This window comes from Propionibacterium acidifaciens (assembly GCF_003798325.1).
Lineage (GTDB): Bacteria > Actinomycetota > Actinomycetes > Propionibacteriales > Propionibacteriaceae > Propionibacterium > Propionibacterium acidifaciens.
Map to the genome: position 1 here is coordinate 970,427 of NZ_CP033719.1, position 12,986 is coordinate 983,412.

Genomic DNA, 12,986 nt, shown 5'->3' on the forward strand with positions numbered 1-12,986 from the left:
GAGGGGGGAACGAGGGGCGGAAGAAGACGACGCCTGCTGAGGAGCCGAAGCCGTCTGCCCACCCCCAGGAGACCTACAACAGCAAGGCGCCGCCTTCATCAGCGATCATATGACCGGCTGGGCGCAAGACAAGGAGCTGAGAGAAATCCTCAGGAAGTGTTTATGAAAAGCGGTTCCCCCGCGATGCCCCCCTCCGGCCCCTCCGGGGCGCGCCGCCGTCCGGCCCGCCGGGCGGCACCGGGATCCTTTTGTCCCGCCCCGGTCAGTGCGGCTAGGCTGAATGATGAGGCCCCGTAGCTCAGGGGATAGAGCAGCGGTTTCCTAAACCGCGTGTCGAAGGTTCGAATCCTTTCGGGGCCGCCGAAGCGGAGCGCAGACGCGCCCCGAAACCAACCACCCACGACGTCCCGCGGACGTCCCTCACCGGACGTCCGCGGGACGCATGCACGGGGTCGGGGCTCAGGCCTGCCCGGAGGTCTTCTCCTGACCCTCCTGGCCCTCGTACTCGCGGACCTGCGCGATGAGGCCGTCGAGCTGGGAGGCGTTGAGGGCACCGGCGTTGCGGTACAGCAGTTTGCCGTTCTTGAAGGCCATGAGGGTGGGGATGGCCTGGATCTGGAGCTGCGCCGCCAGCTCCTGCGCCGCCTCGGTGTCGACCTTGCCGAAGACGATGTCCTCGTTCTTGTCGCTGGCCGCCTCGAAGATCGGGCCGAAACGCTTGCAGGGGCCGCACCAGTCGGCCCAGAAGTCCACGAGCACGATGCTGTTGCCGGTCACGGTGCTCTCGAAGGTGGCCTCGCTCAGTGCGGTGGTGGCCATGGTCGTCCTTTCCACGAAGAGGCGCCTCGCTTCCGCCGAGGCGCTGACGCCTGTAGAACATGCCCGGTCACCGGGGTATTCCCGTCGGGCGTCCGGGCCCCGGTCAGTGGCGGGCCCTGACGCGCAACGAGCCCGTGTACTCGGCGGGGACGCGCACCGAGTGCCGGCCGTCCTCGCCGGTGAGCACGAGGTCCTCGCCCTGCGCAGTGAGGGTCACGACCGAGCCGGGGCGGATCAGGGAGGCGTCGAGCTCGGCCATGAAGCACGGATCGGTCTGCGGGTGCTCGTCGACCATGACGAAGACGACCTCGTCCGATCCGGCGGCCGCGGCGGTCCTCAGCTCCTGGCCGTGGTCGGCGAGGCGGTGCACCTTGCGGGCGTTCGCCGCGGGGATCGGGGTGCCGTACGGGCTGGTCTCGGGGTTGCCGAGGTACACGGCCATGCGTTCGGCGGCGGCGTCGCTCATGACGTGCTCCCAGCGGCAGGCCTCCTCGTGGGCGAGCGCGTAGTCGAGTCCGAGCACGTCGACGAGGAAGCACTCCGCCAGTCGGTGGTGGCGCATGACGTCGCGCGCCTCCTCGAAGCCGGCCCTGGTGAGCTCGATGGTGCGTTCCTCGGTCAGCCTCATGAGGCCGTAGCGCTCCATCCTCGCGACGGTCTGGGAGACCGTGGGACCGGCCTGGTGGAGCCGGTCGACGATGCGTGCGCGCCTCGGCTCGATGTCGGCCTCCTCCAGTTCGAAGACGGTGCGCAGATACATCTGGGAGGTGTCGATCAGCTCGCCGCTCATTCCATGCCCCTCGTTTCCTCACTTCGCGGTTCTCACAGGTTAACCGGCGGGGACCGGTGGTTGTTCCCCGCAGGATCAGTCTCGCCTTGAGCGAGCGCTCCGCGCCAGCACCCGGCGCCGATGGGCGGGTCGTCTCCTCCCCCCTGCGCGCCCTCGCCGCCCCTGCGGGCCCGCGGTCGGCACTGCGCCGGCAGACGCGGAGGAGCCGGGCGGGCTGCCGCTCCGGGCCCGTGGTGGACGGCACGGGCCCGGGACCGGCCCGGCGCTCCGCGGGCGAGGTGGAAGAATCGGGGGGGTGAGCGAACTCGTGATTCCCGCCGAGCTTCTTCCCGAGGACGGCCGTTTCGGCTCCGGCCCGGCCAAGGTGCGCCCCGAGGCCCTCGCCGCCCTGGCGTCCAGCCCGTTGATGGGCACGTCCCACCGAAGGCCGGGCGTGCGCGGTGTCGTGGCCCGGATCCGTGAGCGCCTCGCCGAGCTCTACCGGATGCCCGACGGCTACCAGGTGATCCTCGGCAACGGCGGCGCGACGAGTTTCTGGGACCTGGCCTGCGTGAGCCTCATCGAGCGCCGCTCCTCGCACGCCTCGTACGGCTCCTTCAGCAGGAAGTTCGCCTCCGCGGCCTCGCGCACGCCGTGGTTGAGACCGCCCCTCGTCACCGAGGCCCCCTTCGGCCAGGGCTGCCTCCCGGCCGTCGAGGACGGGATCGACGTCTACGCCTGGGCCCAGAACGAGACCTCCACCGGCGTGGCCATGCCCGTCGGGCGTCCGGCCGGCGCCGCCGACGACGCCCTCGTGCTCATCGATGCGACGAGCGCGGCCGGCGGCATCGACGCGGACCTGACCCAGGCGGACGCCCTGTACTTCTCGCCGCAGAAGAACCTCGGCTCCGACGGCGGCCTGTGGTTGTCCTTCTGCTCCCCGGCGGCGCTGGAGCGCTCGGCCCGACTCACCGCGGGCCATGACGGCCGCTGGGTGCCCGACACGCTCAACCTGACGCTGGCCGCCGCGAACGCGGCGAAGGACCAGACGCTCAACACGCCGGCCCTGGCCACGCTGATCCTGCTCGACGAGCAGCTCGGCTGGATGCTCGAGCACGGCGGCATGGGCTTCGTCACCGCGCGCACCGCCGACTCCTCGCGGCGCATCTACGAGTGGGCGCAGGCCTGCCCGTGCGCCCGCCCGTTCGTCGCCGATCCGGCGCTGCGCTCCCCCGTCGTCGTGACCGTCGTCTTCGACGGGACGGTCGACGCGCCGCTGCTGTGCCGCACGCTGCGCGCCAACGGCATCCTCGACATCGAGCCCTACCGGGCGCTGGGCACCGACCAGATGCGCGTCGGGGTCTTCGCCTCCGTCGATCCCGACGACGTGAGCCGACTCCTCGGCTGCATCGACTGGGTGCTCGAGCGCATCGTCGACTGAGACCGGCCCGCCCGGACGCGGTCAGCCCAGGCGGTTGTCCCGGGCCGAGCGACGGTAGACGAGGACGGCCGCGGCGAGCGCGACGACGAAGCCGAGGACGAGGGCGGCGACCGTCTTCTTGCGGCTGAGCGAGCCGCTCGACACGGTGGACTCGGCCGTCCTGCCGGCCTGCTGGGGCGTCGTGGAGGCCTGCTGCGCGGTCGTGCCCGTCGCGGTGGCGGTCGCCGTGGCGTGGGGCGTCGGCTGGGCCGGTACGGGCTGGGCCGCCGCGGGGACCGGCGCCAGCAGACCGACCGCGAGCACCGCGCCCGCGAGGACCGTCCTCACCCGACGGGCGCCCGAGGTTCCTGCGCTGTCCTGCGTGTCCACGTCGGCAACTTTATGCGCTGGACGCGCCGGGAGCCCGCAGACCCTCCGGGGCGGACCCGGACCGGGCCCCGAGCCGCGGCGCGGAAGGGCTGCTCAGGCGGCCCCCGAGATCGCCCTGTTGATGACGTCCGAGGCGAAGTAGACGACGAACAGCGCGCCGACCACCCACATGAGCGGGTGGACGTGGCGGGCCTTTCCGTGGAAGATCTTCAGCGCGATGAAGACGACGAAGCCGGCGCCGATGCCCACCGAGATCGAGTAGCTGAAGGGCATGAGCACGATCGTGATGAAGGCCGGGATCGCGTCGACCAGGTGATGCCAGTCGATCTCGCCGACCTGCTGCATCATGAGGAAGCCGACGACCACGAGCACCGGCGCGACGGCCTCGGAGGGCACCATGTTGGTCAGCGGCGACAGGAAGATCGCCAGCAGGAAGAGGACGCCGGTGACGATCGAGGCGACGCCGGTGCGGGCACCCTCCGCGACGCCCGCGGTGGACTCGATGTAGGAGGTGCTGGACGAGGTGGAGCCCAGGCCGCCGAGCAGGGCGGCCAGGGAGTCGGCGAGCAGGATGCCGCGCAGGTGCGGGGGCTCGCCCCTCTCGTCGAGGATGCCGCCCTCGGCGCCCACGGCCACGACGGTGCCGAGGGTGTCGAAGAAGTCGGCGAGCAGCAGCGAGAAGATCATCATGACGGCGCCCAGGACGCTGGCGAGGGTGAACCGTCCGTCGGCGGCGGCGAAGGCGCCGACCAGGTCGACGCGGCCGAGGAGCCCCAGGTCGGGGACGGTGAAGGCGGAGACGCCGGGCCAGGCCGGAACGTTGAGGGCCCAGCCCGCGGGATTGGTGGTGCCGTCGCCGAGGGTCGCCGGGATCCTGGCGACCGCTTGGACGAGCACGCCGATGAGGGCCGTCACGATGATGGCGATGAGCATGGCGCCGCGCGTCGAGCGCACGTACAGGAACAGCAGGATGAGCAGGCCGATGACGAAGACGAGCTGCGGGGTCGTGCCGAGCGAGCCGTCCAGGCCGAGCTGGACCGGGGTGCCCGAGCCGGGCGTGACGATGTGGGCGTCGACGAGGCCGACGAAGGTGATGAACAGGCCGATGCCCACCGAGATGGCCACGCGCAGCTCCCGCGGGACGGCGCGGAAGACCGCCTCCCGGAAACCGGTCAGCACGAGCAGGGTGATGATGATGCCCTCGATGACGATCATGCCCATCGTGCGCGGCCAGGTGGAGTTCGGGGCGATGACGTAGGCGCACATGGCGTTGAGGCCGAGGCCGGTGGCCAGGCCGATCGGGAACCGCCCGATGACGCCCATGAGGAGGGTGCTCACGCCGGCGACGAGCGCGGTCGCGGCGGCGACCATGGCCATCGAGTGGTTGACCGCCGCCTGGTCGACGATGCCGGCCGCGGCGTCGGTGTACTTGGGGGCCCCCGAGACCAGGTTGCCCCTCGAGTCGGCTGCGGTGCCGATGACCACGGGGTTGAGCGCGAGGATGTAGGCCATGGTGAAGAAGGTCACCATGCCGCCGCGCAGCTCCTGCCCGATGGACGAGCCGCGCGCGGAGATCTGGAACCAGCGCTCCACGGCGGAGGGGTTCTTCAGGGTCTTCTCAGGGGACAACGACGTCATGGCCGCCATGGTAACGGGGGTCCCGGGGCCGCCTCCGCGAGCGCCCGCGGACGCCGCCGCCTCGGCTCGTCCGGCCGACCGGCGCGTTCGGCCGACCGGTGGTTCAGTCGAAGAGCGCCCGGTCGATGCCGATCGTGTCGTAGACGGGCTCGGGCAGGTCGACGCCGCGCTGGTCGGCGACGACGTTCGAGTGGCCGCCGCAGCCGTGGTCGACGCTCACGACCGCGGCGTCGCGCGGGGAGTGCTCGTTGGTGCACACCCCGAAGAGCGTGCCGAGCGAGCCGGAGATGCGCTGGAAGTAGGCGCACTCGGCGCACTGGCCGGGGGCGTGCCGCGTCGAGGCGTTGTCGGGGCCGGCCTCGCCCGCGAGCCAGCGCTCCGCGGTCCGGGAGCGGCCCTCGTGGGAGAGGACGCGTTCGCGACCAAGGCCCAGGTCGGTGGCGATGGCGCGGACGGCGCTCCACTCGGCGGGGTCGTCGTCCTCGGTCATCTCGCCGCCGGTGAAGCCCGGCTCGAGGCGGGGATCATTGTCCGGTGTGGGCAGCAGGGTGCCGGGGGTGACGTCGCCAGGACGGATGCGGTCGGCCCACGGCACCCACTCGGCGGCCAGGAGCGCGTCGGCGCCGGGCACGAGGACGACCTCGTCGACGGTCGCCGTGCGGGCCCGCGGGGCGCGTGTGAGCGTGACGGCCCAGCGCCACCCGCGGTAGCCGTGGTGGGGGCACGCGAAGTGGTGGGTGAGGAGGCGCTCGCCCTCGGGCTCGCAGCCGAGGTACTCCCCCACGCCGAAGTCGCCGGCCTGGCGCTCGGCGGCGGCGTGCGCAACCTCGACGGCCGCGGTGAGCACCGTGTCGGTCTTGGGGGCGGTCGTTCGTGCAGCAGGCATTACTTCTCCAGCTCGTCCGCCACCCCGCGCAGCATGGTCGCGATCTTGGTGGCCTGACTCGGATTGGGATGGCGGCCGCGACGGTATCCGTTCGACAGGCCGTCGAGCAGCTTGATGAGGTCCTCCATCATGACGGCCAAGTCCTCGGGCCGGCGGCGGGAGGCCTTGGACAGCGACGGGGGCGGGTCGATCAGCGCGATGGACAGCGCCTGCTCCCCGCGGCGGCCCTCGATGACGCCGAACTCGACGCGCTGGCCCCTCTTGACGGCGGTGACGCCGGCCGGGAGGGCGTTGGAGCGGAAGTAGACCTCGCCGTCGCCGTCATCCTTCGTGATGAACCCGAAGCCCTTCTCGGAGTCGAAGAAACGCACCTTGCCGCTCGGCATCTCCTCACCTCATCTTCCTTCCAGGACGCCAGGCCCGGTGGCCGCCCGGCGCTCGCGCGGGCGCGCGGGACATCTTCAAGATTATCGAGAGGAGCAACCCCCACACCCCGCCCCGGGCCGAGGGGCGGCGCGGGCGTCCCGGCCCGGCCGTGTCGCGGGCCCGTAGAATCGCTGGCATGGCAGGGCAACGCATCTTCGACACTCTCACGCTGGACGGTGCTCCCCGTGAGGCGCCCGCCGCGTTCGCGCAGCCGAAGGCCGAGCCGCTCACGGAGCCCGCCCACGAGCCCGGGGTCGAGGTGAGCGGCGTCGTCGTCCACCCCGACGAGATCCGGCCCCCGGCCGTGCCGGGGCCCGCCCTCGAGTCACTGGCCCCCGCCGAGCAGGCCCCGCGCGATCCCCGGGAGCCCTTCGAGAGCCCGTCGATGCTCACCGGCCCGCGGTCGCGCGAGCACGATCCGCACGACCCGTTCGAGTTCCCCGACGACCCGGTGTCGTCGTCCCCGACCACCGAGTTCGCCCCGCCGGACGCCTCCAGCCTCGTCGTGCCGACGGCGGCGGGGCCCGGGACCGCCGCTGCCGGCCAGGGGGCCCCGAGCGGCCGGGGAACCCTGGACGGCGCACCGCCCAGGGGCTCCGCGCACCTGCTCATCCTGTCCGACGACGGATCGGCCGTGCCGTGCACCGCGGGGAGTCTGCTGCGCAGCACCGGCATCGCCGTACTGGTCTGCCTCGCCATCGGTTTCATCATCCGGCCCGCCGCGGCCGCGGCGCTCATCCTGGCGTGGATCCTGTCGACGACCCGCTCGCGCAGCCGCATGGCGCGATTCATCGGCATCGTCATCATGCTCGGCTTCGCGGCCTCCACCGTGTGGCTCGTGCTGTCCGACGGCCTCACGTTCCTGGACACGTTCGACTCGCTCGCGCGCTGGCTCTGCCTGGGTCTGGTGCTCGCCTGCCCGTGGATCACCCGCTCCGACCTGAAGCGGTGCGGACGCCTCGTCTCACCGGAGCAGGCCGCGGCCCTGCGGGCGGCCGGCGGCACGAGCAGCGCCCCGCAGGGACCGGGCGCGCAGCAGCCGCAGTGGCCGGCCGCACCGGCGCCCGGGCCGGTGGCGCCCGTCGCGCCGTCCCCGGGCACGATGCCGCCCCGGGGCGCCGTGCCGCCGAACGCCCAGGGCCCCCTGCCGCCGTACCCCGGAGGCCCCGGCGGCAGGGGGCCGACCTGGTGAGCGGGCCCCGCTCGCCGGCGGACGACACCAGTGGTCCCCGCAGCAGGCGCTCGAGCGCCTGCTGCGGGCGCGCCCCGACCTGGCCTGCCCGCCCCCTCTCCACCTCGCCGAACGGGTCTGCTCGCACGCCTCGACCTCGCGCGCCCCTCGAGGGCCTCGACGCCTGGACCTGTGCGTCGCCCGGACGATGGCGGCCCGTCAGGGCGGCGACGAGACGCCGACCGTCGGGCTCGCCGACTCCCCCGGTCTGACGGGCCGCGACGACGAGATCGCCGACGCCGTCACGCGCCTGACCGAGCTGGCACCCGCCTGGGGCGAACCGCCGGCCCTCACCTCGGCCACCCGCGCCGTCCTCGGCCCCCTGCCCCGATCCTGGTCGAGATGATCAGGCGGGCCCCAGCCTCGGCCCCCACCCGTGCGGGATGCCCCGCGTCGGCCGCGCCGCTGCGGCGGGGGCCGGCCGATGTCGGGCGTCTGGGGGAGGCTGAGCGGGCGCGCCCGGGTGGAGTCGGCGGTAGCGCTCGGCGTGCCGGTCCGGGGTGTCCGACAGCGACTGGAAGACCTCCGCGTAGCACTCGGCGCCGAAGTAGCCGAGCACCCCGGCAGTAAGCCGAGCACCCCGGCGGGGCGGGCCGAGGTAGGCGGCCCGGCCGCCGGGCGCCAGGATGAGCACCTCGTCGCACAGGTCGAGGTTGTCGGTGCTGCGGGTGACGACGAGCACCGCGCGCCCGCCGTCGGTCTGGGTGCGCAGCAGCTCCATGACGGACTTGTCCATGCCCGGGTCGAGCCCCGAGGTGGGCTCGTCGAGCAGCAGCGGCTCGGGCCGGGTGAGCGGTTCGAGGGCCACCGAGACGCATTTGCGCTGGCCGCCCGAGATACGGCTGATGAGCGTGTCGGCGTTCTCGGTCGGCCCGAGGTCGCCGATGACGCGGTCGACCTCGTGCTCGCGGACCTGCGCGTCGTAGTCGGCCGGCAGGCGCAGCTGCGCCGCGTAGCGCAGGGCCCTGCGGACGGTGAGCCGACGGTGCACGACATCGTCCTGGGGGACGACGCCGATGCGCTGGCGCAGGCTGGCGAAGTTCTCGTAGAGCTCGATGCCGCGGTAGACGACGCGGCCACTCGTGGCCGGTCGGGAGCCGGTGATGGCGCGCAGCAGCGTCGACTCACCGGCGCCTGACGGGCCGATGACGACCACGAGCGATCCCGACCGGACCCGGAAGCTCACCCGGTCGAGCAGGGTCTCGCGCTGCCCGTGGTCCTTGATGACGAAGCTCAGCTCGTCGGCGCTGAGCGCGGTGTGGGCGGGCTCGGTGGCGACGATGCGACCCCCGCTGATGACCAGCGTGGTGCGGCCGATGCCGAGCCGGTCGCCGTCGCGGAAGACGCTGCCGCCGGGGGCGGGCCGGCCGTTGATCCGGACGCCGTTGAGGCCGGAGAGGCCCTCGATGCGGTAGCCCTGCCGGGGTCCGCCGGTCAGGCGCGCATGGTGCCGGGAGACGAGCGGGTCGTCCAAGACGATGGCGTTCGAGGAGGCACGGCCGATGGTGATCGTCCGGCCCTGCACCGCCCGTCCGGCGACGACGAGCACGGTCTCGCCGGTGTGCCCGGCTCCGGTCGCGCCGGCGCGGTGGCCAGCGGGGTGATCGAGGACCGCGGAGCGCCCCCGGCGGTGCGCGTGACGGTGAGGGCCGGACCGTCGGGGGCGCCGAGAGTGAGCACGGCGCCGTCGCCGACGACGAACTCGTCGAGCCGCCGGCCGTCGACGAAGCCGCCGTTGGCGCTGCCCAGATCGCGGATCGTGACCGCGCCGGAGCGGTCCGCACCGATCCGCACGTGCCGCCGGGAGGCGGGCGGGCTGTTCACGACGATGTCGCAGCCGGGGTCGCGCCCGATCCTGATGGTCGAGCCCGCGACGAGCAGGTGGCGGACAGGCCCCGCGACGACGACGGCGACCGGCCCGTCGACCTGCGTCGCGGGTCCGCTCATCCCTGCCGCTCCTTCGCCTGGTGGTCATCCAGACCTTCACCCTGTCATCCCCGAGTCGCTCTACCCGTACTATGTCAGGGGCGCGGCAGGGCGCCCGCCTGCAAGGTCCGCGCTCCGCGGGCACCCGCTCCCGGCGGCCCGCCCGCGCGAAGAGTCCACCCACACGAAGAGGAACCGTGACGACGCACAGCCCCGACGAGCACCTGGGCAGCCGCTACACGCTGGTTTCCCACATCAACGACGGCGCGATGGGTGAGGTCTGGCGGGTCGAGGACGCGCAGGGCCGCCTCCACGCGGCGAAGATCCTGCGCCCGGGCATCAGCGACAACGCCGAGATGGTCAAGCGCTTCGTCTCCGAACGGAACCTGCTGCTGAGCGTGCACCATCCCAACGTCGTGGGGGTGCACGACCTGGTCGTCGAAGGCGACACCCTCGCGATCATCATGGACCTCGTCGAGGGCCGCGACCTGCGTCAGATCCTCAGGGCCTCGGGCACCCTCACCCAGTCGGACGCGGCCCTCGTGTGCGCCGAGCTGGCCGACGGGCTGCAGGCCATCCACGAGCAGCACATCGTCCACCGCGACATGAAGCCCGCCAATGTGCTCGTCGACGAGACCGGTAGCGAGCTCGTCCCCCGCATCACGGACTTCGGCGTCTCGCGCCTCGCCGAACCCGGACCGGGCGCCGTCAACCCGACGCTCGTCGCCGGCACGCCGCACTACATGGCCCCCGAGCTCCTCATGAACCAGACGCCGACGCCGGCCAGCGATCTCTACTCGCTCGGCATCATGCTCTACGAGCTGGTCACCGGCGTCACGCCCTTCGCCGACCGCGCCCCGGCCGCGGCGATGCAGGCCCAACTGAGCCTCGACCCCGGTCGTCCCGCCGGCCTGGACGACCGTGTCTGGGACGTCCTGGTCTGGCTGACCCGCAAGGAGCCCTTCCGTCGGCCGGCCAGCGCCGCCCGGGCCGCGCAGGCGCTCCGCGAGGCGAGCGACCAGACGCTGGTGCTGCCCGTGCTCGAGCCGCTGCGGACTCCTCCGCCGGCCGTCCCGGTCGACGTCCCGAACGCCATCGTCCTGGCCCCCGGGCGGGCCGCGACGATGCTCGACGGCGGAACCGCCCCGGGCTCCTCCGGCTGGGGATCCACCTCGGGCTGGGCCCCCGGCACAGCGGCCGGGGCGTCCGGCCAGTGGACCGGCGCCGGGGCCCCGTCCTGGCCCGGCGGCGGCGCGAACGGCCTGAGCGCGATCGGCTTCCCGGGCGCCCGGCAGGTCCCCCGCCCCGGCCCCCTCCAGGGTCCTCCGCAGCCGGCGCCGCCGACCCGCCGCAGGGGCGACATCACGACGGCGATCATCATCGTCCTGGCCGCGCTGCTCGTCGCCGCGGTCGTCCTCGGCATCGTCCGGGGGCACGGGGACTCCTCCGACGCGGCGCCCTCGTCGGTCCCGGCCAGCTCCGCGAGCCAGACACCCACGCCGACCCCCACGCCCACCGTTGACGAGCGCACCCAGGCCCTCGACAATCTGAACGACGCGCGCAGTCGCAGCATGCAGAACCTCGTGCTCAACGGGCGCTGGGTGCTCCAGCTCGACAGCAAGTACGAGGGCGTCTACGACCCGCAGCAGACGACGGCGAACGGCTCGCACAGCTTCGGGCTCCCGGACATCTACCAGCACTACCAGGATCTCGCGAGCTACGCGGGCAGCAAGGGCCTGCACAACATCCTGCTGCTCAAGGCCACCGATTTCGGAACCCAGGTCGCCCTGCCCGCCGACACCTGGGTGACGCTCGCGGACCCGGGCGGCATCGACAGCTACGAGGCCGGACTGGCCGTCTGCTCGACGCTCTACCCGACGCTGTCCGGTGACGACCTGCTCAACAGCTGCATGCCGCGCCAGCTCTCCCAGCCGCACTCCTGAGCCCCGTCCGACGGCCCGCGGGCCGCGCCGTCCGCCCGCCGACGGGCAGACGTCCGGGAGGCGCGGCGGATCGCGGAGGCTCCCCCGCCCGATGACCGTCCCGGCACCGCCCGGCTCGCGCCCGCCCTCACAGGCACCCGTCGGCATCGGCAGGGGCGGGCCAGCCGGCACGAGGGGGAACGGATGCCCCGATCGCGCGGGGCGTCCGGCGGACGGGCTCGACGGAGGGACGGATACTGGCCCCTGTACTGGTGGCCCCTGGGGCCCGCGCGCGGCTGCGGGCGGACGGTCCTCGCCGGCCGGCACGGGATCGGCCCCGGAGGCCCCGCGCGGGGCCTCCGGTGGAGGAGTGGTGCGACATGACGATCGTCTCAAGCAGGCGCTGCTCGTCCTCGGATGGCCGGCCGAGGCGACGCGCAGGACGGCACGGCGCGCTTCTGCACGGTCGTGGCCCGGGACGCGGCGGATGCCGACTTCGCGCAGCACCGTCAGCGCTTCCTCACCGAGCAGGACTGCACCTAACCGGATCATCGACGCCGAGGAGGCGCCGCTGGAGGGCCGGCGCTGAGCGCCCCGCCGCATGTCCGTCCCCTCAGCGCAGACCGAGGAAGGCCCGCTGCTCGGCGGTCAACGGGATTGTCGACTCCTCGACACTGCCCAGGTCGAGGAAGTCGCCCCGTCCGGCGTCCCAGAGCTCGAGGATCCTGCTGGGCCAGACGGTGCTGGCGGCGACCTCCTCGCGGGTCATCCACGCCGTGTGGAGCAGCGTCCGGCGCTCCTCGTCGGTGTAGCCGGAGGTGTCCACCTCGAAGCGCTCGGTGCGGACGACGAAGAACTCCTCGGTCTGCACGAGCACCTGGTCGGTGTAGCCGTGATGGGTGAGGCGACGGGCGACGGGACCGATGAGATCGGCCCCCGTCACGACGAGGCCCGTCTCCTCGCGCAGTTCGCGCACGCCGGCCTCGACGAAGCTCTCACCGGGGTCCAGGCCACCGCCGGGGGTGACCCACCAGTGCACACCGGGCAGGCCCGGGTCGGTGTCCTGCTCCAGGAGCACCCGCTCGTCTGCGAGGACGATGACCCTGGCGCCCCTGCGCCGGCGGATCACGCGCTCACCGGGCTCGACGGTGACGAAAGGACGGCGCTCGAGATCATCATCGACGTGCATGGCCCTCAGGCTAGCCCCTGCGGCGCGGCACCACGGCGCGCGCCTGTGGGTTTGGTTGGTGGTTGGTGGTGCTGTCGTGTCGTGTTCGGTCGGCTGCCCGGTTGTCTGGTGGTCCCGGTTGTCTGGTGGGGTGTCTGGTGCTGGTGTGGTTGTTGAATGGTTATCCCCCGCAGGGTTTCGGAGCCCCTTGTCGGGGGTTCCGTGTGCCTGCGGGGGATGGTGTGTGGTCCGGCGGTCTCCTACTCTCCCACACGCTCCCGCGTGCAGTACCATCGGCGCTGGAAGGCTTAACTTCCGGGTTCGGTATGGGACCGGGTGTTTCCCTTCCGCCATGGCCACCGGCACGGTCTCTGACACCGGACGGCGGAGC

At 72.9% G+C, this 12,986-nt stretch carries 14 protein-coding genes, 1 tRNA gene and 1 rRNA gene; 6 read left to right on the top strand and 10 right to left on the bottom strand.

What is annotated here, in order from left to right:
- Positions 1-287 precede the first annotated feature (287 nt).
- A tRNA-Arg gene (locus EGX94_RS04175) sits at positions 288-360 on the top strand.
- Positions 361-459: 99 nt separating this feature from the next.
- On the opposite strand, the gene trxA is transcribed toward EGX94_RS04175, so the two are convergent.
- Both trxA and EGX94_RS04185 read right to left on the bottom strand, forming a co-directional pair.
- Complete coding sequence (gene trxA / locus EGX94_RS04180; protein WP_021796898.1) at positions 460-819, bottom strand: thioredoxin; 360 nt, start codon at positions 817-819, stop codon at positions 460-462.
- 103 nt (positions 820-922) lie between these two features.
- Positions 923-1,609, bottom strand: coding sequence for a metal-dependent transcriptional regulator (locus EGX94_RS04185; protein ID WP_021796896.1), 687 nt, complete (start codon positions 1,607-1,609; stop codon positions 923-925).
- Between the two features lie 295 nt (positions 1,610-1,904).
- On the opposite strand from EGX94_RS04185, the gene serC reads away from it, so the two are divergent.
- The gene (gene serC, locus EGX94_RS04190) at positions 1,905-3,029 is read left to right on the top strand and encodes a phosphoserine transaminase (protein WP_021798786.1); all 1,125 of its coding nucleotides are present in this window, start codon (positions 1,905-1,907) and stop codon (positions 3,027-3,029) included.
- A 21-nt stretch (positions 3,030-3,050) separates the two neighbouring features.
- Here serC and EGX94_RS04195 read toward each other — a convergent pair whose 3' ends face one another.
- From EGX94_RS04195 to EGX94_RS04210, 4 genes are all read right to left on the bottom strand, one after another.
- Positions 3,051-3,398, bottom strand: a complete 348-nt coding sequence (locus EGX94_RS04195) for a hypothetical protein (RefSeq protein ID WP_021798783.1) — start codon at positions 3,396-3,398, stop codon at positions 3,051-3,053.
- A 93-nt stretch (positions 3,399-3,491) separates the two neighbouring features.
- Positions 3,492-5,036 (bottom strand): NCS2 family permease, encoded by a 1,545-nt coding sequence (locus EGX94_RS04200; protein WP_051383867.1) that lies wholly within the window; start codon positions 5,034-5,036, stop codon positions 3,492-3,494.
- 103 nt (positions 5,037-5,139) lie between these two features.
- Positions 5,140-5,922 (bottom strand): DUF3027 domain-containing protein, encoded by a 783-nt coding sequence (locus EGX94_RS04205; protein WP_021798781.1) that lies wholly within the window; start codon positions 5,920-5,922, stop codon positions 5,140-5,142.
- On the bottom strand, positions 5,922-6,308 hold the full coding sequence (locus EGX94_RS04210) for a cold-shock protein (RefSeq protein ID WP_021798785.1): 387 nt from the start codon (positions 6,306-6,308) through the stop codon (positions 5,922-5,924). The genes EGX94_RS04205 and EGX94_RS04210 overlap by 1 nt, the downstream gene beginning before the upstream one ends.
- A 176-nt stretch (positions 6,309-6,484) precedes the next feature.
- Between EGX94_RS04210 and EGX94_RS04215 the strand changes: the two genes are divergently transcribed.
- Both EGX94_RS04215 and EGX94_RS04220 read left to right on the top strand, forming a co-directional pair.
- The gene (locus EGX94_RS04215) at positions 6,485-7,540 is read left to right on the top strand and encodes a hypothetical protein (RefSeq protein WP_028706896.1); all 1,056 of its coding nucleotides are present in this window, start codon (positions 6,485-6,487) and stop codon (positions 7,538-7,540) included.
- Positions 7,541-7,727: 187 nt separating this feature from the next.
- Positions 7,728-7,925 carry a hypothetical protein gene (locus EGX94_RS04220; protein ID WP_043122992.1) on the top strand — a complete coding sequence of 66 codons (198 nt, stop codon included), beginning with the start codon at positions 7,728-7,730 and terminating at the stop codon, positions 7,923-7,925.
- Here the strand turns inward: EGX94_RS04220 and EGX94_RS04225 are convergent, their stop codons facing one another.
- Both EGX94_RS04225 and EGX94_RS04230 read right to left on the bottom strand, forming a co-directional pair.
- Positions 7,926-9,128, bottom strand: coding sequence for an ATP-binding cassette domain-containing protein (locus EGX94_RS04225; RefSeq protein WP_081707473.1), 1,203 nt, complete (start codon positions 9,126-9,128; stop codon positions 7,926-7,928).
- Positions 9,014-9,526 carry an FHA domain-containing protein gene (locus EGX94_RS04230; RefSeq protein WP_021798552.1) on the bottom strand — a complete coding sequence of 171 codons (513 nt, stop codon included), beginning with the start codon at positions 9,524-9,526 and terminating at the stop codon, positions 9,014-9,016. Before EGX94_RS04230 ends, EGX94_RS04225 begins: the two co-directional genes overlap by 115 nt.
- 176 nt (positions 9,527-9,702) lie before the next feature.
- Between EGX94_RS04230 and EGX94_RS04235 the strand changes: the two genes are divergently transcribed.
- A complete protein-coding gene (locus EGX94_RS04235) occupies positions 9,703-11,448 on the top strand; it encodes a serine/threonine-protein kinase (protein ID WP_192962694.1) in 1,746 nt (581 codons plus the stop codon).
- A gap of 396 nt (positions 11,449-11,844) precedes the next feature.
- Positions 11,845-11,970: a hypothetical protein gene (locus EGX94_RS14025; RefSeq protein ID WP_264291255.1), complete on the top strand. Its 126-nt coding sequence runs from the start codon at positions 11,845-11,847 to the stop codon at positions 11,968-11,970.
- A 70-nt stretch (positions 11,971-12,040) separates the two neighbouring features.
- Here the strand turns inward: EGX94_RS14025 and EGX94_RS04240 are convergent, their stop codons facing one another.
- Both EGX94_RS04240 and rrf read right to left on the bottom strand, forming a co-directional pair.
- On the bottom strand, positions 12,041-12,616 hold the full coding sequence (locus EGX94_RS04240) for an NUDIX hydrolase (RefSeq protein WP_021796891.1): 576 nt from the start codon (positions 12,614-12,616) through the stop codon (positions 12,041-12,043).
- Between the two features lie 226 nt (positions 12,617-12,842).
- A 5S ribosomal RNA gene (gene rrf, locus EGX94_RS04245) occupies positions 12,843-12,959 on the bottom strand.
- Positions 12,960-12,986 lie beyond the last annotated feature (27 nt).

Coding starts and splice junctions, on each gene's coding strand:
- trxA (WP_021796898.1), bottom strand. CDS start 819: ATGGCCACCACCGCACTGAGCGAGGCCACCTTCGAGAGCACCGTGACC.
- EGX94_RS14025 (WP_264291255.1), top strand. CDS start 11,845: ATGGCCGGCCGAGGCGACGCGCAGGACGGCACGGCGCGCTTCTGCACG.
- EGX94_RS04240 (WP_021796891.1), bottom strand. CDS start 12,616: ATGCACGTCGATGATGATCTCGAGCGCCGTCCTTTCGTCACCGTCGAG.
- EGX94_RS04210 (WP_021798785.1), bottom strand. CDS start 6,308: ATGCCGAGCGGCAAGGTGCGTTTCTTCGACTCCGAGAAGGGCTTCGGG.
- EGX94_RS04185 (WP_021796896.1), bottom strand. CDS start 1,609: ATGAGCGGCGAGCTGATCGACACCTCCCAGATGTATCTGCGCACCGTC.
- EGX94_RS04220 (WP_043122992.1), top strand. CDS start 7,728: ATGGCGGCCCGTCAGGGCGGCGACGAGACGCCGACCGTCGGGCTCGCC.
- EGX94_RS04200 (WP_051383867.1), bottom strand. CDS start 5,036: ATGACGTCGTTGTCCCCTGAGAAGACCCTGAAGAACCCCTCCGCCGTG.
- EGX94_RS04230 (WP_021798552.1), bottom strand. CDS start 9,526: ATGAGCGGACCCGCGACGCAGGTCGACGGGCCGGTCGCCGTCGTCGTC.
- EGX94_RS04205 (WP_021798781.1), bottom strand. CDS start 5,922: ATGCCTGCTGCACGAACGACCGCCCCCAAGACCGACACGGTGCTCACC.
- EGX94_RS04215 (WP_028706896.1), top strand. CDS start 6,485: ATGGCAGGGCAACGCATCTTCGACACTCTCACGCTGGACGGTGCTCCC.